At 64.6% G+C, this 16,637-nt stretch carries 14 protein-coding genes; 4 read left to right on the top strand and 10 right to left on the bottom strand.

Annotation, left to right across the window (positions count from 1 at the left end; genetic code table 11):
* Positions 1-77: 77 nt before the first annotated feature.
* A complete protein-coding gene (locus ACFQI8_RS14880; RefSeq protein ID WP_390246115.1) occupies positions 78-1,397 on the bottom strand; it encodes a nickel pincer cofactor-dependent isomerase, group 22 in 1,320 nt (439 codons plus the stop codon).
* Between the two features lie 19 nt (positions 1,398-1,416).
* Positions 1,417-1,845, bottom strand: a complete 429-nt coding sequence (locus tag ACFQI8_RS14885) for a universal stress protein (RefSeq protein WP_390246117.1) — start codon at positions 1,843-1,845, stop codon at positions 1,417-1,419.
* 92 nt (positions 1,846-1,937) lie between these two features.
* Here ACFQI8_RS14885 and ACFQI8_RS14890 point away from each other — a divergent pair, with 92 nt between their 5' ends.
* Complete coding sequence (locus ACFQI8_RS14890) at positions 1,938-2,840, top strand: dihydrodipicolinate synthase family protein (RefSeq protein ID WP_390246119.1); 903 nt, start codon at positions 1,938-1,940, stop codon at positions 2,838-2,840.
* A 153-nt stretch (positions 2,841-2,993) separates the two neighbouring features.
* Here ACFQI8_RS14890 and ACFQI8_RS14895 read toward each other — a convergent pair whose 3' ends face one another.
* From ACFQI8_RS14895 to ACFQI8_RS14925, 7 genes are all read right to left on the bottom strand, one after another.
* Positions 2,994-3,770, bottom strand: a complete 777-nt coding sequence (locus tag ACFQI8_RS14895; RefSeq protein ID WP_390246121.1) for an HpcH/HpaI aldolase family protein — start codon at positions 3,768-3,770, stop codon at positions 2,994-2,996.
* A 109-nt stretch (positions 3,771-3,879) separates the two neighbouring features.
* Positions 3,880-4,953, bottom strand: a complete 1,074-nt coding sequence (locus ACFQI8_RS14900; RefSeq protein WP_390246123.1) for a hypothetical protein — start codon at positions 4,951-4,953, stop codon at positions 3,880-3,882.
* A gap of 4 nt (positions 4,954-4,957) precedes the next feature.
* Positions 4,958-5,242, bottom strand: coding sequence for a hypothetical protein (locus tag ACFQI8_RS14905; protein ID WP_390246125.1), 285 nt, complete (start codon positions 5,240-5,242; stop codon positions 4,958-4,960).
* 233 nt (positions 5,243-5,475) lie between these two features.
* Positions 5,476-6,630: an ABC transporter ATP-binding protein gene (locus ACFQI8_RS14910; RefSeq protein WP_390246127.1), complete on the bottom strand. Its 1,155-nt coding sequence runs from the start codon at positions 6,628-6,630 to the stop codon at positions 5,476-5,478.
* Between the two features lie 89 nt (positions 6,631-6,719).
* On the bottom strand, positions 6,720-7,553 hold the full coding sequence (locus ACFQI8_RS14915; protein ID WP_390246129.1) for a carbohydrate ABC transporter permease: 834 nt from the start codon (positions 7,551-7,553) through the stop codon (positions 6,720-6,722).
* 2 nt (positions 7,554-7,555) lie between these two features.
* A complete protein-coding gene (locus tag ACFQI8_RS14920) occupies positions 7,556-8,497 on the bottom strand; it encodes a carbohydrate ABC transporter permease (RefSeq protein WP_390246131.1) in 942 nt (313 codons plus the stop codon).
* Between the two features lie 67 nt (positions 8,498-8,564).
* Positions 8,565-10,145, bottom strand: coding sequence for an ABC transporter substrate-binding protein (locus ACFQI8_RS14925; protein WP_390246133.1), 1,581 nt, complete (start codon positions 10,143-10,145; stop codon positions 8,565-8,567).
* Between the two features lie 131 nt (positions 10,146-10,276).
* Here ACFQI8_RS14925 and ACFQI8_RS14930 point away from each other — a divergent pair, with 131 nt between their 5' ends.
* The gene (locus ACFQI8_RS14930; RefSeq protein WP_390246135.1) at positions 10,277-11,833 is read left to right on the top strand and encodes a TCP-1/cpn60 chaperonin family protein; all 1,557 of its coding nucleotides are present in this window, start codon (positions 10,277-10,279) and stop codon (positions 11,831-11,833) included.
* Between the two features lie 59 nt (positions 11,834-11,892).
* Here ACFQI8_RS14930 and ACFQI8_RS14935 read toward each other — a convergent pair whose 3' ends face one another.
* Entirely contained in the window at positions 11,893-13,578 is a 1,686-nt protein-coding gene (locus ACFQI8_RS14935) for a TCP-1/cpn60 chaperonin family protein (protein WP_390246137.1), read from the bottom strand.
* Between the two features lie 774 nt (positions 13,579-14,352).
* Between ACFQI8_RS14935 and ACFQI8_RS14940 the strand changes: the two genes are divergently transcribed.
* Complete coding sequence (locus ACFQI8_RS14940) at positions 14,353-15,528, top strand: enolase C-terminal domain-like protein (RefSeq protein WP_390246139.1); 1,176 nt, start codon at positions 14,353-14,355, stop codon at positions 15,526-15,528.
* A 2-nt stretch (positions 15,529-15,530) separates the two neighbouring features.
* A complete protein-coding gene (locus ACFQI8_RS14945) occupies positions 15,531-16,628 on the top strand; it encodes a Gfo/Idh/MocA family protein (RefSeq protein WP_390246141.1) in 1,098 nt (365 codons plus the stop codon).
* Positions 16,629-16,637: the final 9 nt, after the last annotated feature.

Here is a 16,637-nt window from a genome sequence, read left to right on the forward strand (position 1 = left end):
GTCTTGGGGGGTGATCCGAAGCGTCGTGCGGTCGCGTCGGTCCAACCAGCATCGGTTCGGTCTGGTCCATGCCGTGACTACTCTTCGATACCGGAGACGAGTGTGCCGTCGGCATCGAATTCGAGGCGTCGACGGTCGCCGATTTCGACATCGTCGCGTCCCGCTAATTCTTCGAGCACGGGCTCAGAAGCCAGCATCGTCCCCGGTTCGAGCGTGTTGGTGATGCGGCCGATGCGCATCTCACTCAGGTCGGGGACACCGGTCATCGACGCCGCGAGGATGAACGCTGTCGCATCACAGGGGACGACGAACGGAATCTTCGAGCGTTCGGGCTCGCCGCTCGTGGTGATGTTGACGTACATGTCCTCGAAGTCGACGGCTTCGACGAGGTCCCGGTTGACGTAGTCGGCGAGGCCAATGCCGATTGCGTTACCGTGTGACTCCGCCGTGACCGAACGGACGTAGATTCGCGTTATCTCCGGCGAGTTCACTTCGGGCTGGTTGTGGAACCGGACCCGGCCGACGACGTTCGTATCCATACCCGTTCCGCTGATGTTCTTCCCCAGTTCGTCGACCAGCAGAAAGTCCAACTGGTCGACGGGGAGCGACGGGAACAGCTCTTTCGAGCGTTCGAGCAGTTCCGTCTCCCGTTCGGGAAGCTCCTCGGCGGGGACGCCTTCGATGAAGGCGGCACGCTCGTGGTCGTTCTCGACGACGGCGATGCCGCCGACGATATCAGTCTCAGCGAGCAGTATCTCCGCGCGCTCGGGGATGACCTCGTCGAATCCGCGAGCGATTGCGGCGTTGTGCATGTTCTCGGCACCGCGGTGCTTCCCGAGGCCGACGACGGCCATCTTACAGAGCCCGGATTCGATCGGACCGCGGTAGTCGGTGTGGAGTTTCACGCGGTTCGCGAGGAGGATGGCGTCGGCTCCGAGGGCGTCTCTCGCCGCGTATATCGGCTCGCCGTTCGGGTCTTCGGCGACTCGCTCGACGGCCATCGACGAGCGGACTTCACAGCCCATCGACGCCTCGGTGACGCCGAGCGAGGCCAACGTCTGCACCTGACCGTCCGCGGTCGCACCGCCGTGACTCCCCATCGCGGGCATGATAAACGGGTCGAGGTCCCGGTTTTGGAGTTCCTCGACCACCGCCGCGAGGACGGCCGGCATGTCGTGAATACCGCGACTTCCCGCCGTAATCGCCACCGACGACCCCGATGGAAGCGTCTCGAACACCGGTATGTCGTCGAGTGCCTCGACGGCGCTCGCTCGGACGTCGTCTACCTCCGGTGGGTCCGAAACCGAGCGGACGGTCGCGAAGGCCGGTAGGTCGTCTACCGAGGCGTCGTTTACCGCTTCGAGCCGCTCTCGACTCGGGAGATCGAGTGTCACCATTTGTGTCTGAGTCCCGTGTTCACGTCTCGTCCATGACCGCGACGACGGGGACGTCCGCGCTCAGGAGGACCGACTGCGTCGTACTTCCGAACAGCGCCTTGCCGACCGCCGTACGCTTTCGTCCGCCAATGACGAGATACGACGCGTCAAGTCGCTCAGTCTCGTCCAACAGTTCGTCGACAACTTCGCCGACGAGGCCGCGGGTCTGGACGTGCCCCGGTCGGTCAGTCGTCGCTTTGACGACGGACCGTGCCACCGACTCGGCGTCGTTCTGGCCGTCTTCGACCGTATACCCCGCTTGGTGGACGTCGTCTCTCTCCTCGAACTCGTTCTGGTTGAGAACGTTGACGACGACGAGTTGGTCGTCGAACGCGTCCGCGAGGTCTTCGCCAATGGTCACGACGCGGTCCGGATTCTGCTCTCCATCGACTGCTGCCAGTATCGTCATCGTGCGTCATGTTCTCACATGTGTACATAAATGTTGACGCCTCGCGCCGAGTCGTGAGAACATATAACTGCCATCGGTGGGAGTACGAGACGATGACAGACGTAGCACGACGGTTCGATGGTGTACACTGCCCGCTCGTCACGCCGTTCGACGGTGATGCAGTCGACCACGAAGCGCTCGAGGCGCTCGTCGACCACGTCGTCGATGGTGGCGTCGACGGACTCGTCCCGTGTGGGACGACGGGTGAGTTCGCGAGTCTCGACGACGCCGAGTACCGCGCGGTTCTCGCGACGACGGTCGAACGGGCCGACGGCACGCCGGTGATGGCGGGCACCGCCGCGACGAGCGTCAAAGCGACTGTCGACCGAATCGACGCCGCGGCCGAGGTCGGTGCAGACGCCGCTCTCATCACGCTCCCGTATTTCCACGGGGCGAACGACCCGGCCGGTGACGTCGCGTTCGTCGAGGCGGTCGCCGACGAGACCGCACTCCCGCTGTACCTCTACAACATCCCCGCCTGCGTCGGTCGGTCGCTCGACGCGGACGCCGTCGTCGAACTCTCCGGGCACGACGCTATCCTCGGCGTGAAAGATTCGAGCGGGGATTTGAACTACTTCTCGGAGCTACTCCGGCGGACTCCCGACGGGTTCCAACTGTTCGAGGGGTTCGACAGCCACCTCGTCCCGGGGCTCGTGATGGGGGCGACCGGCGGCGTCAACGCCCTCTCGAACGTCATTCCCGAACCGTTCGTTGCCGCCGCGACCGCGGTCGACCGCGGCGACGTCGCCGAGGCGCGCCGAATCCACGAGCGACACATCGCGCCCCTGTTCCAACAGTGCGTCGAACACGGCTTCGCGCCGGCGACGAAGGCCGCACTCCGCGCCCGCGGCGTCCTCGAAACGGACGAGGTCAGACCCCCGCTCGTCGGCCTCGACGGGACTGCCCGCGACGAGATTTCGTCGCTCGTCGAGACGAGCGTCACCGCGTATCGCTGACGGCGTTCGCATCCTCGTATTCTTCGGTCGCCGCGGGCTCGACACCGACTCGGAGGCGATACGAAATCCGTCGGAGGAGCCACGCGACAGCGTCGCAGACGGACGGGAGCGGCGGTGCCGATGCGACCGACCGACGGGTGCGCCGTCGCAGTGTCAGTCGCTCAGTGTGGTACTGTGGTCTAAGGCCTCGACGGCACCGTCGGAGAGATGGAGCGCGTCGACGCCGGCGACCAGATAGTCGACCCCCCAGTCGATGCGGGTCGCCCGCTGGGCGGCGTCGGTCGCGAGGGTTCCGACCGCCACCCCGGCGTCGGACGCGGCCTCGACAACGTGGTCGACCGCTTCGAGGAAGTCGTCGTCGTCCCACTCACCGAAGCGACCCATCGACATCGAGAGGTCGACCGGTCCGATGAACACGCCGTCGATTCCCTCGACCGCCGCGATATCTTCGGCGTTCGTGACCGCGCGCTCCGACTCCAGTTGAACGTACCTCACGACCGTCTCTTCGGCGGTCTCCACGTGCTCGCCGAGCGCGCGTCCGTACCCCGTCGCCCGGCCGAGGCCGAGCCCCCGCGTTCCAGCGGGGGGATAGCGGCTGGCGTCGACGACCGCCGCGGCCTGCTCCGGCGTCTCGACCATCGGAACGAGCACCCCGGTCGGGTCGAGGTCGAGCGTCCGTTTCAGCGTCGCGGGGTCGTCGTCTGGCACCCGGACGAGCGTTTCTGTCTCACCAGGTGCCGCGTCGACCGCGCGGACCATGTTCGCTATCGTCTCGTACGACATCGGCGTGTGTTCTGCGTCCAAGACGACGAAATCGTATCCGACGTCGGCGAGCAACTCCGCGGTGCTTGGGTGGGGAATCACGGTCCACGTCCCAATCAACTGGTCCGGCGACTGGCCGGCGTGTTTCAGCCCATCGTGTTCGACCATGTGACCACTCTCGGGTTTCGCGTAAGTATAGCTTCGCAATACTCGGGAGGACCAGCGGCGCGCCGGTGACGAACGCGACGCGCAGTCAGGTCGCTATCGAGCGGTTGACTCACGCCTCGGTCGCACACGCGTCCCCGGCGTCTGCCGCGCTCGCGCGGAGCGACTCGCCCGCACTGACGAACGCGCTCGCGTCCCCCTCGACGTTCCCCGACTCGACGCGGCTGGTTATCTGTGCGGCGACCCGACACTCCGCGGCGTGTAGGTCGGCTTCGACCGTGTCGACGCGTTCGCGCTCGCTCGTCGCCGACGCGTCTTCGCGGACCGCACTGAGCTGTGCCGACACTGTCTCAGAGAGGAAGACCGCCTGTCGGCCGTGAGTGGTGAGTTTGTCCGCGTCGTCGCGGTCCCACCCGATTTCGACCGCCTCCTCGCCGAGCGAGTCGACGAGAAATGCGGCCTTGTCGAGTGCGGCGTCGGTCGCGTCGTATCCGGGCGTTGCCACCGCTCGCGTGTCGTAGCCGACGAGCACGACCCGTTCGGGCGGGCTGTAGGCGTCCGCCGGATAGGCCGCACCCACGACGCCGCCGGCACCGAAGACGAACACCACGACGAGAGCGAGCCCGAGGAACGCCCTCGGTGCGCCTCGGACTGGCTTGCGGGCGAAGAAGGGGTGGGTGCGGCTCCGTTCCATCGTCAGCGATGCGACGCGCTCGACGAGCGCCGCCAGCGAGTGCGTGTTCTGCGACGCACCCGTCACGACGAGGCGGCCGTCGCCGGCGACGCGAACGAACGAGTTGTGGAATCCGGTGTGGCGAACGTTGAGGCCGCGACCCTCTCCGAATCGGTCGCGGCGACACTCGTCGTACTCGTCCGCCGCTTCGACGGCCGCTTCGATGTCGCTGAGTGCCTTCTCGGCGTCGGTCACGGTGTCCGCCGAGACGAAGATGGAGTCGCGCTCGAAACTGAGTCCGGAGCCGTTTCGTCGGTACTCGGCGAGTCGTCGAATCGCGAACTTCGCGTGTGCGGCGACCAGCGGAACCACCGGGAGGAGGACGACGGCGACGAGCGCCGTGACGTATCCGCCTCTCGAAGCGGGGCCGTAGCCGTAGTGAAGTCCGACGAAGGCGAGGGCGAGCGAGAGCGTCAAACAGCCGACGACGACGAACGCGCGGAGTTTGTTCATGCTGTCACCCCCCGAAGAACGTCTGTTTGATGCGACCGAAGAGCCCGACCTGCCGCCGCTTACTCTCGGCTTCGAACACCGGTCGGAGTTTGGTGACGAGGTCCTCGTAACTCTCGAATCGGTCCACCTCGGCGTTCCCGAGTAGCTCTGCGACCATGATGGAGTTCCCGTCCGCGTCCACCTGCACGTTCGCCAACGCGTGCTCGCGCTCCAGTCGGCGAACTGAGACGGGGTACTCCCAGCCCGACTCCTCGACGAGAGCGTGAACCGCGTCCGGTCCGTATGTCATGTTCGTTCGTCTCGTTGCTTCGACCATAAACCTTTCACGGGGCGGTCGGGGGTCGCGGCCGTCGACGGCCGGCCCTGTCGCATCGATAATTTCGACGCCGATATCGTCACCCGAGAGAATCGAGATAGTGTATGTCGCGCACGAACATCGCCGAGTGAGAGCAAAAGCGTTCCCTCGCGTGGGCGAAGATACCGATGTCGTCGCTCCCGCGTGGTTCGAGTGGTGGCCGTTCGTTAGGCTTCTTGTTCGATCACCTTCGGCGTCGATTCCGCCCGTTCGTGCCCGTGGACCAGCGCTTCTTCGGTGTTGCGGTCGAACAGGTGGAGGTCGGCTTCGTCGAAGCTCACAGTGATGACGTCGCCCTCTTCGGGTTCGGTTTCGGACGGGGCGCGGAGGCGGCACTCTTTGCCCGCGACGTCGAGGTAGATGAAGTTGTCAGAGCCGATGACCTCGACGACGTCAACGGTCGCCTCGAAGGACCGTTCACTGGGGGCCGACGGGTCGACATTGAGGTTCTCCGGGCGGATGCTGAGGATGTATTCGCCGTCGCCGCCGACGAGGTCGACGAGCGAATCCGAGACGCTGTAGGTGAACCCGTTGCCCACGAGCGTTCCGGTCCCGTCGCTTGCGACTTCGAGGTCGACGTCGAAGAAGTTCATGCTCGGACTCCCGATGAAGTCGGCGACGAACGTGTTCGCCGGCCGGTAGTACACCTGTTTCGGCGAGCCGACCTGCTGAAGCTGTCCGTCGTTGAGGATGACGATTCGGTCGGCCATCGTCATCGCCTCTTCCTGGTCGTGGGTCACGTAAATCGTCGTGATGCCGAGTTCGGAGTGGATGCGCGAGAGCTCCGTCCGCATGTGTTTGCGGAGTTGGGCGTCCAGGTTGGAGAGGGGTTCGTCGAACAGGAACACCGCCGGTTCGCGGACGATAGCGCGACCGGTCGCAACGCGCTGTTGCTGGCCGCCCGAGAGGCTTCCGGGTTTCTTGTCCAGCAGATCCTCGATACCCATCATCTCTGCCGCCTCGACGACTCGCCGGTCGACCTCCTCGTCGTTGAGGTCGGTGCTCAGGTCGAGGCCGTACCCCATGTTACCGCGAACGGTCTTGTGAGGGTACAGCGCGTACGACTGGAACACCATCGCGATGTCGCGGTCGCGGGGTGAGATGTCGTTTACCGGTTCGCCGTTGAGGCGAACCTCTCCGTCCGTGATCGTTTCGAGTCCGGCGAGCATTCGCAACGTCGTCGACTTCCCGCACCCCGACGGGCCGACGAAAACGACGAACTCGCCGTCGGGGATGTCGAGCGACAGCTCCTCGACGGCGATGATCGGACCGGACGTGTCTTCGAATACTTTCGTAATGTTGTCAAATTCAACGCGTGCCATGGTAACGTACTGTGTGATTGGTTTGTCGGTCTGTTATTTATTCGTGTCCCCGAAGTGGCGGACGTTCGCCGCCACTGGACCCCGGGACTTCAGGCACCTCCGAGGCCTTCTCCGACGTACCGCTGTGAGAGGCCGTAGAAGACGACCGGTGGTGCGACAAGGAGCACCACGGCCGCCATGAGGATGTTCCACTCGCGGAGCACGTCGCTCCCGAGGATGAAGTGAATCGCCACCGTGGCGGTTCGGACGTCTTCGTCGCTCGTGAGGACGAACACCCACAGGAAGTTGTTCCACGCCGTGAGGAACGAAAAGAGCGCGGCCGCGCCCACCGCGGGTGCCGAAAGCGGAAGGACGATGCGAAGGAACGCACCGATTTCCGTGTGCCCGTCGATGAGGGCCGCCTCTTCGATGTTCTCCGGGATGCCCTGTCTGAAAAAGCCCTGTAACAGCCAGATAGTCTGTGGCAGGACGAAAATAGACAGCGCGATAATGATGCCCGGGAGGGTGTTTATCAGTCCGAAGACGTAGAACACCTCGTACACCGGGATGGTGATGACGATCCAGGGGAACATGATCGTGAACACGGCGGTGTAGAACAGGAGCTTCCGCCCGGGGAAGTCCAGTCGTGCGAACGCGTAGGCGCCCGGAATCGAGAACACCAACGAGATGAGCGTCGCTGAGATCGACACGATGAGGCTGTTCCGGAAGAACGTCACGAAATCGAACTGGTTCCAGATATCCGTGTACGCGGTGAGCGTCAGCGCGTCCAGTGCCGGAAGGTAGCCCGTTTCGGGGTTAATCGCGGCGAAGTTCGTCAGAAGCGACGTTCGGACGACCCAGAAGTACGGCGTCAACGCGAAGAGCGCGAAGACACCGAGGCCGGCGTACAGCAGGAATCGACTGCGGCGAGTCTCGTTAATCATGGTTAGACGTACAGCTCCTCTTCGTCCTTGATGACGGTCACGTAGAAGACGGCCGCCGTCATGGAGACGAGAATCATGGCCATCCCGAGCGTGTACGCCCGCGAGAACTGCAGGTTGACGTACGCGGTCTCGTACGTGAGGATACTCATCAACATCGTCCGGGTCCCCGGCCCACCGCCGGTCAACTCGAACGGCTGTGCGAACTCCGCGACGTTCCACGCGGTGCGGAGCGCGAGGATGATAATCGTCGGCGTGACGAGGTGCGGTAGCGTCACGTCACGGAAGCGTCGGAGCCGCCCCGCACCGGCCAGCGCCGCCGCCTCGTACTGCTCCCGGGGGATACCCACGATGGCGGCGGCGTAGATGATACCCGCGTACCCGTAGTCGTGCCACGACTGGGCGACGATGAGGGAGACGTACGGCCAGACTCCGTCGGCGAGGAATGAAGGTGCCTGAACGCCGAGGAAGTCCGCGAGTATCATGGGGAGCATCCCGAAGTCGCTGTTCAGGAACCACATCCAGATGACACCTCCCGCGAGCGGCGCGGAGAAGTACGGGGACATGATAATCGCACTCGTCCAGTCTCGCCACCGACTCCGGAGTTCGCTCAGGAGCAGGGCCGCGATGAGGCCGATGACCAGTTGCAGGAGCGTCGTGCCGAAGACGAAGGCCAACGTCCAGCCGAAGGCGAAGTGAAACAGGTCGTTCGTCAGCAACCACGAGTAGTTTTCGAGGCCGACGAAACTGCCGGCCTCGCCGAGCCGGGTGTTCGTGAACGTCAGGAAGATACCTCTGACGATGGGGTAGTAGAACAGGATCGTGAACATCACGAACGTCGGGACGATGAACAGGTACCCAATCCAGTTCTCCCGAACCCGGTCCATGAGCGTGGTCTCCTCTAGCCCATACTTCTGTCTGATGTGTTGTGCGGTTTCTTGTGACATGATATTGTTGTATTTTAATATTGTATAAAATCGTTTGGGGTGCCCTGCTGAGGTGTCTCGCTCCGGTCTACTGTGCCAGACGGTCCTGGATGCGCGAGCGGACGAGCGACGGCGTCTCCTCGATGGAGTGCTGTCCGGCGATGGCTTCGCTTATGGTCTCGTTGATGTCGGTCCACCGAATCGGGTCGGTGTCTCTGACGTCCCAGGCCGCACCCGTCGTCGAGTACTGTTCGCCGTAGGTGTCGGCGTTCTTGTAGGCCTGTTCGGTGCTCTGTGCGAGTTCGTACTCGTCGAGAATCTTCTGGAGCTTGGGCTGGAGTCCGGGAAGCGACTCGTAGTGTTCGCCCCACGCGGGTAGGACGAACTCGTCGTCGCCGAGGAGGAACATGTTGAGGTCCCACGCGGCGTTCTGTTCCGTGTCGCTCGCGTTGAACAGCGTCTGTTGCTGTTCGAGCGCCCACATGTGGCCGCCGTGTTCGCCCTCGACGCCCTCCAGTTCGCTGATGCCGAAGTTGCTACCGAAGTCGGCGTCGACCTTCGGATGCGGAAGGAGCATGAAGTCGCCCTCGCCGTCGTTCCAGCCGAACTGGACGTCGTCTTTGATGGCGCGCCAGCGGTTCGCCGTCGGGACGGCGTAGTTGAACGATGCGACTTTGCCGGTCAGCATGAGTGACGGAATCTCCTCGTCACCGCGCTGGGCGGACTCCGAACTGCTGAACTCGTGGGCCATCTTGACACAGGTCTTTATCATGCCGTCGGTCTTGCCCTGGTCTTCGTGTTCATCGTTGGCGACGACGATGGTCGGGTTCTCCGGGTCGTCGCTCTGACGCATCCACGGGTCGGTGCCGCCGGTGTACGCGGTCCGCGCGTACCCCCAGTAGGATTCGAGGTCGCCGGGGACGCCGGTTTCTTCGTAAGCGATGGCGTCAGTCTGCTCGTCGATTTGACGGACTGCGTCGAGGAAGCCGCTCCACGTCGAGAGCTCCGAGGCCGGGTCGCTGACGCCGACTTGGCTGAACAGTTTCGGGTTGATTCCGAGGTTACTGTTCGTGTGGCGCATGCCGCCCGCAGACCAGTACTCACCGCGGTATTTCGCGGAGTCGAGGTTCGCCGCCGTGTAGTCGCCGGGGAGCCGGTCCGTTCCCTCGATGAACGGGGAGTGGTCGGGCACCTTCCCGTCGAGGTAGAACTGGAGCCCACCACCGCCGGCCTCGGCCATCGTCGGCGGGTTCCCGCTCGACACCGTCGAGGCGAGCTTCGACCGGATATCCCCGTAGGACGCCGTCTGCAACTTCACCGTCACGTTGCCCTGCTGTTCTTCGAAGGTGCTTAGCGATTCCTGGAAGTGCGACTTAATCGAAGAGTTCTCGGCCGCCTGTGCGTTCAGGTAGTCGATGGTAATGCTCTCGGACCCACTGGAATCAGACCCCGAATCCGTGTTCGAGTCGGACCCCGAGTCCGTGTTCGAGTCGGACCCCGAGTCCGTGTTCTCTCCGCCGCCACCACTACAGCCTGCGAGCGCACCGAGTGCCCCGACGGTCGACGCGGCCGCCGCCGACTGCATGAATCGTCGTCTCGATGGCTGTTTGTCGGTCTCGTTACTGGCGTCTTCACTACGTTCACCACTGCCCGTGCCACTGCGTGACATTGTGATAAGGTCAACATACACGAAGGGCTTAAATGTTTCCCCATCGATGGCGAATTATCATACACAATTCGAGAATGACATTGTGTGCCAACACCATACACTTATCATGAGTGACCGTCGACAGAACGATTATGGACTCCGACGCACGGCACGCGCTCCTCGCCGACGTCGACCGCGTGTGCGACCTCGTGGGGACGACGCTGGGGCCGTTCGGGACGAACAAACTCGTCGTCGAATCGGGCGGGCGTGTGACCACGACCGCTTCGAGTAGCCTACTCCTCGAACGACTCGAACTCGACGACCCCGCGACGACCCTTCTCCGAGATGCGGCGACTGACTTCCGTGATGAGCAGGGAGACGGCTCGACCCGGGTGGTGCTGTTGACGGGTGCACTGCTCAGTCAGGCAGACGACCTCATCGAACAGGGGCTTCACCCCACGACCGTCGCACGCGGGTTCAGAGATGCGTTCGACGTCGCCAGCGAGCGACTCGACGCGCGTGCCCGGCCGCTGTCGCTCGTCGGTGCCGAGCGGGTTGCGGAGACCGCGCTCACGGGGACGCGGAACCCGGCCACTCGCCGCCATGTGAGCGAAGCCATCGCGAGCGCCGTCACGAACGCGACGGCCGACGATTCCGTCGACGGCGGTCGGGCGAACGTCGACGTGGTCGCTCGAATCGGCGGCGTCGGTGACACCGAACTCGTCGACGGTGTCGTCATCGAGACGCCACTGGTCTCGGATGCGATGCCGCGTCGGCAACGAGACGCGGGCGTCGCGCTCCTCTCGTCGACGGTGGACGTCCCCCGACTGGGCGGGGCGACCGACTCGCCCGAACGGTCGGTGTCCCTCGATGTGGATTCGTTCGAAGACCGAGCGGACGTCGGTGCGTACGAGCGCGACCAGTTCCGTCGGACGCTGTCGGACGCCGCCGACGCCGGGTGCCGGTTCATCGCGACGGAGGGCGCAATCAACGACCGCGTGAAGACGCGGGTCGCAGACGCGGGCATCACCGCAATCGAGCGCGTCGACGACGACGTCATGCGGCGTCTCGTTCGCAACACCGGTGGGCGGGTCGTCCCCTCGCTCGAAGACGTGACGCCCGAGGCGATGGGAACCGCCGACGTGGGGTTCGAACGACTCGCTGGGCGAGAGTTCGTCACCGTCGACGGGACCGCCGAACGAGTGTACACGCTCCTGTGTCGCGCACCCGACCCGCGGTCGGTTTCGGCGTTCGAAGCCAGTGCGACGAGCGCCATCAGCGCGACGTTTCAGGCGCTCGCCGACGAGCGGGTCGTCCCCGCGGGCGGGGCGACGGAAATCGACCTCGAACGGTCGGTTCGGGAGGCCGCACGAGGGACCGCGAGCCGCGAACAGCTCGCGATGGAGGGGTTCGCTCGTGCGCTCACGGCAATCCCGCGACAGTTGGCCGCCAGCGCGGGGCTCGACGGCTGGACGAGCGTGCTCCGCCTGCGCGTCGCGCACGCAGAGGGGCGCTCTTCGATGGGCGTCGACGCGCTCTCGGGCGAGATACGAGACGTTCTCGACGCGGACCCGGTCGTCGAACCGCGTCGCCTCCAGTGTGATATCCTCGGCGCGGCGACCGACCTCGCGGTCCAACTCATCCGAATCGACGGACAGCTTTCCGCGTCGAACCTCGCGGACGACGAACAGTCGCCGCCGGTGCAGTAACCGAACGCTCGGTCGGCGGCGTGTGTTCGTTCTGCGGCGCGGTGAAAATCGCGTTCGGGTTAGTCGTGTTCTATCTGTGGGTCGAGTTCGTCTAGATCGATACCGGGCGAGACGACGGCGTCGATGGTCGAGAGCTGTTCCGACGTCGCTACGGCGCTGTCGAGCGCCTGTGAGAAGACTCGGCGCGGTTCGACGACGCCGAGTTCCCACGCGTCCGCCGGCTCACCGCGCGTGGCGTCGAGGCCGACCGGTGCCGGGTCGGTCGCCGCGTCAGCGTGCGCGGTTCGGACGGCGGCGAGAGCTTCGAGCGGGTCGTAGCCGGCGTTACGAGCGAGCGTCTGCACGAGCGATTCGCACACGTCGGCGAACGCCTCGATTGCGAGTTGTTCTTTCCCCTGGACGCCGCCGGCGAACCGTCGAAGGTCCCGAGCGACCGCGAGCGGCGCCGCGCCCGCACCCGGGAGGACCTGTCCGTCCATCGCCGCAATCGCCGTCGTCTCGACGGCGTCTTCGACGAGTCGCTCGTGAGTCGTCCGCGCCTGTTCGGTGGGCGTTCCGACGATGACGGTGAACACCGGCCCCTCGCACTGCCCGATGGTCGTCCACTTCTCGTCACCGACGCGTCGCTCGGTCACCCGCCCCGCTCGTCCGAGCTTTGAGGCGTCGAGGTCGGAGACGTGGCCGACGACTTGCGCGCCCGTCGCACGGGCGACGCGGTGGATATCCGATTTCGGGTACTGCGCGCGGTCGACGACCGCGACGCCCCGCGATTCGAGCGCGTTCTTGACCGCGTCGTCGAGTTCGGCGCGCACGACGAGCACGTCGACGCCGAGGTCGGCGACGCTCGCCGCCACGTCGTCTATCGCGTTGGTGTGTGCCGCGGTGTAGGCCGTCACCGCCCCTGCCGAGCCGAGCGAGACGGTCGCGCCCTCGCCGTTTCCGAAACTGGTCGCCGTCCCTTCGACATCGATGTCGCGTTCGAGGACGGCGATTCGAGCGTCCGCCAGCACACCGTCGACGGACGGCGTCCAGTCGAACGAGAGCCGACTCTTCTCGCTCGTCTCGTGGGCACCCGGTCGTCGCCGAATGACGTGGCCGCGAACGAGTGTGACCCCGTCACCCGCGCGCGTTCGCACGCTGATGTCGTCGGTGTCGAACCACTGGTCCTCCGTCGACCCCGCGAGCTCGGCGACCGCCGTCGAGACGACGTCTGCGTACGCGTCCCGACGGGACGACGAGAGGTCGGTCGTCATCGCCGTCTCGGCGACCTCGCGAAGGCGGTCGCGGTCGGTCGCGGTAATCGGGCGCGCGAGGTCGTCGAGTACCTCGCCCGCTCGGTTCGCCGCCATCGCGTATCCGACCGTCAGCGTGCCTTCGTGCAGGCCCGACTCGGCGAGTCGAGCACCTTCCGCGAGGAGTCCAGCGGCGAGGAGTGCGGCGGTCGTGGTCCCGTCGCGGAGTCCGCGTCGGACGGAGTCGAGTCCGTCGACGAACAGCGCGGCAATCGGGTGAACGAACCCGTCACCACGTTCAATCGCGTCGAGGAGTCGGCCTGCGTCGGCCGTCACGACGGTCTCGGGCACCTGTTGCCCGTCGACCGTCTGCACGAGAGAGGTGGACCCTCGTGGGCCGTAGGTCGAAGCGAGGAGGGACTCGACCGCACGGGTCGCCCCGACGACGTACGCTCGCGCCGCCTCGTCGCGGGCGAGCCAGTCGCCCGTCTCCGCGTTCGTATTGTGAGCCATAGTGTGCCGCAACGTACCACAGTACATAAATCTATGTTCTGTTCTCCGGACGCCACCTCGACTGCTGAGTGACCGAGCGGCGAGTCGTGACGACGCCCCCACCGCCCGTGGTCCCCCGAGAAGACGCGGTCGACGAACCACGGGCATCTCGTAGTCACCCTCGACCCAGTCTTTGTGCCACGACAGTCGTGCGACAGTATCGAACGGCGGCCGCCTGTCGAATCGAACGCCGTTGATTCGGCCAGACCGCAGTCCGGCGAAAACCGCCGCACGTCTCTGCTGGATAGTCCCCGGAGGGTCGCAGTGAGCGCGTTCGAACGAGATTTGGGTTCGACATCACAGGACCGACTTCGTCCGTCCGCTCAATGTCGTTTATCGATAGTGAACGTTCGAATTGTGGGCGAACGAGAGAGGCTGGCGTCGACCTTCCGATTACTGGGAGAGAATATGTGTACGTTCGGTAGGTTTGTCCGCCGTCCATCTATTAACTATAATTATAAACTCGCGACACATGTACAATCGTTCATCGAGAGCGGCCACTGTCTCGAGGATTATCATGTTCCTACCAATTACACCCATACTCTTGTAATTGTAATTTTGGAACACCACGCAATGCGCGTATAACCGCCTCATAAGACCGAATCGCGACTCTATGCGACGATAGTAAACGGGTGTCGAGAGTCGGGTTTCACGGGGCGGACGCACGGGGATTCCGGGAGACCGGGTGCCGGCGGCGTGAGAGCATTTATTAGGGACCCCTGTGTGAGCCGACGTATGGCACCGACTATCACGAGAATCGAGTCGACAGAGTTCAGTTACACGCTCGACGACGTCGGGACGGACGGGCACGGATTCAATCTCGTCTACGACCCCGGTGAGACGACCGAGCGAAAACTGTTCGCGTTACAGATTCACACCGACGAGGGAATCACCGGTGAGTACATCGGTGGGAACTCGCCGGGCGCGGCGCAAATCAACACGTTCGCGGACTATCTGGTCGGGAAGAACCCCCTCGAACGGGAGCGACACTGGAGCGAGATTAAGCGGGCGCTCCGGAAGTACGACCGGATGGGAATCGGCCCGGTCGACATCGCGCTGTGGGACTTCGCCGGGAAGTACTACGACGCGCCAATCCACGAACTCCTCGGGACGTATCGAACCCGCCTCCCCGCGTACGCGTCGACGTATCACGGCGACGAGGCGGGCGGTCTCGACTCCCCCGAGGCATACGCAGACTTCGCCGAGGAGTGTCGCGACGCCGGGTTCCCCGGGTTCAAGATTCACGGCTGGGGGGGTGGCGACGACGCGAGAGACGTGCGCCGAGAGGTCGAGACGGTCCGAGCGGTGGGCGAACGCGTCGGCGACGAGATGGACCTGATGGTCGACCCCGCGTGCGAACTGGCGACGTTCGCCGACGCGTTGAAGGTCGGACGGGCGTGCGACGAGTACGACTACCTCTGGCTCGAAGACCCCTATCGGGACGGCGGCATCTCCCAGCACGGCCACCAGAAGCTCCGCGAACTCATCGACACCCCGTTGCTCCAGACCGAGCACGTCCGCGGGCTCGAACCGCACACGGACTTCGTCGCCAGCGGGGCGACCGACTTCGTCCGCGCGGACCCCGAGTACGACGGTGGTATCACCGGCGCGATGAAAATCGTCCGCGTCGCCGAAGGCTTCGGCCTCGACGTGGAGTTCCACGCCCCCGGCCCCGCACAGAGACAGTGCATGGCGGCGGCCCGGAACGCGAACTACTACGAACTCGCGCTCGTCCACCCGCTCGCGAACAACACCCAACCCCCGGTCTACCGCGGTGACTACTCGGATATGTTCGATACCATCGACGAACGCGGGACCGTTCCCGTCCCGGACGGTCCGGGCCTCGGCGTCGACTACGACTGGGAGTACGTCGAAGCGAACGCGACCGGCAGTGTCCACCGCTACGAGTAATCATGACCTACAGGGCTGGAATCATCGGAACCGGAGGTATCGCTGGTATGGGAATCCTCGGGATGCACGACGAGTCGCAAATCGGGAAGGCGAAAGTGCGCGCGAGCCACGCCGGAGGGTACGACGAGACCGAGGACATCGAACTCGTCGCGGTGGCCGACGTCGACGAGACGAAGCTCAATCGCTTCGGCGAGGCGTGGGACATCCCCGAAGCGGGGCGGTACATCGGTCACGAAGCCATGCTGGCGAACGAAGACCTCGACGTCGTCTCGGTCTGCACGCCCTCGTACCTCCACGCCGACCACGTCATCGACGCGGCCCGCTCGGCGGCCGACCCGGACGTCATCTGGTGCGAGAAACCGATTGCCTCGGCCGTCTCCGACGCGGAGGAGATGGTCGCGGTCTGCGACGAGACGGCCACCGAACTCGTCGTGAACCACTCGTTTCGGTTCACCGACAAACTGCGCCGCCTACGCGAACTCCTCGTCGAAGACGGGCTTCTCGGCGATGTTCGCTCGGTGGCGACACAGTTCCGTATGGAACTCATGCGGAACTCCACACACCTCCTCGACACGCTCGTCTACCTCCTCGACGCCCGCGCCGACCGGGTCTCCGGCTACATCAACGGGGAGAACGAGGCCGTCGAATCGCTCGACGCGACGGCCGACGTCGACGACGCTGGCGGTGGGGGGTTCGTCGTCATGGACGACGGGACGTTCGTCACCGTCGACTGTACCATCCCGCGCGACGTCTCCTCGATGACGCTGAGCTTCATCGGCACCGAGGGCAAACTCTACATGAACAACGACGACGGCGAGTGGCGCTACTGGCGGCTCGAAGACGGAGAGCACGTCGAGACTGACCTCCCCGGTATCGACGGTGCGTGGACCTGGGACGAGGATTACCGCAACGCGTTCCCGAACGCGGCGAGACACATCGAAGCGATGCTCCGCGGCGACGCGGAGAATCCCTCGACGGGCGAGGAGGCGACGCGGTCGTTGGAGATTATCGTCGCGCTGTACGTCTCCGAGTTCACGGGCGGGCAGGTGAGCGTCCCCCTCGAACGGCCACTTCGCGACGTCGAAATCACGTCGTGGTGAGCGTCGGTC

This window comes from Haloferax chudinovii, from assembly GCF_042663345.1.
GTDB lineage: Archaea > Halobacteriota > Halobacteria > Halobacteriales > Haloferacaceae > Haloferax > Haloferax chudinovii.

What these genes read in the sequence shown, in the direction of transcription:
- ACFQI8_RS14880 (WP_390246115.1), bottom strand. Translation starts at nt 1,397, where the DNA reads ATGGTGACACTCGATCTCCCGAGTCGAGAGCGGCTCGAAGCGGTAAAC.
- ACFQI8_RS14885 (WP_390246117.1), bottom strand. Translation starts at nt 1,845, where the DNA reads ATGACGATACTGGCAGCAGTCGATGGAGAGCAGAATCCGGACCGCGTC.
- ACFQI8_RS14890 (WP_390246119.1), top strand. Translation starts at nt 1,938, where the DNA reads ATGACAGACGTAGCACGACGGTTCGATGGTGTACACTGCCCGCTCGTC.
- ACFQI8_RS14895 (WP_390246121.1), bottom strand. Translation starts at nt 3,770, where the DNA reads ATGGTCGAACACGATGGGCTGAAACACGCCGGCCAGTCGCCGGACCAG.
- ACFQI8_RS14900 (WP_390246123.1), bottom strand. Translation starts at nt 4,953, where the DNA reads ATGAACAAACTCCGCGCGTTCGTCGTCGTCGGCTGTTTGACGCTCTCG.
- ACFQI8_RS14905 (WP_390246125.1), bottom strand. Translation starts at nt 5,242, where the DNA reads ATGACATACGGACCGGACGCGGTTCACGCTCTCGTCGAGGAGTCGGGC.
- ACFQI8_RS14910 (WP_390246127.1), bottom strand. Translation starts at nt 6,630, where the DNA reads ATGGCACGCGTTGAATTTGACAACATTACGAAAGTATTCGAAGACACG.
- ACFQI8_RS14915 (WP_390246129.1), bottom strand. Translation starts at nt 7,553, where the DNA reads ATGATTAACGAGACTCGCCGCAGTCGATTCCTGCTGTACGCCGGCCTC.
- ACFQI8_RS14920 (WP_390246131.1), bottom strand. Translation starts at nt 8,497, where the DNA reads ATGTCACAAGAAACCGCACAACACATCAGACAGAAGTATGGGCTAGAG.
- ACFQI8_RS14925 (WP_390246133.1), bottom strand. Translation starts at nt 10,145, where the DNA reads ATGTCACGCAGTGGCACGGGCAGTGGTGAACGTAGTGAAGACGCCAGT.
- ACFQI8_RS14930 (WP_390246135.1), top strand. Translation starts at nt 10,277, where the DNA reads ATGGACTCCGACGCACGGCACGCGCTCCTCGCCGACGTCGACCGCGTG.
- ACFQI8_RS14935 (WP_390246137.1), bottom strand. Translation starts at nt 13,578, where the DNA reads ATGGCTCACAATACGAACGCGGAGACGGGCGACTGGCTCGCCCGCGAC.
- ACFQI8_RS14940 (WP_390246139.1), top strand. Translation starts at nt 14,353, where the DNA reads ATGGCACCGACTATCACGAGAATCGAGTCGACAGAGTTCAGTTACACG.
- ACFQI8_RS14945 (WP_390246141.1), top strand. Translation starts at nt 15,531, where the DNA reads ATGACCTACAGGGCTGGAATCATCGGAACCGGAGGTATCGCTGGTATG.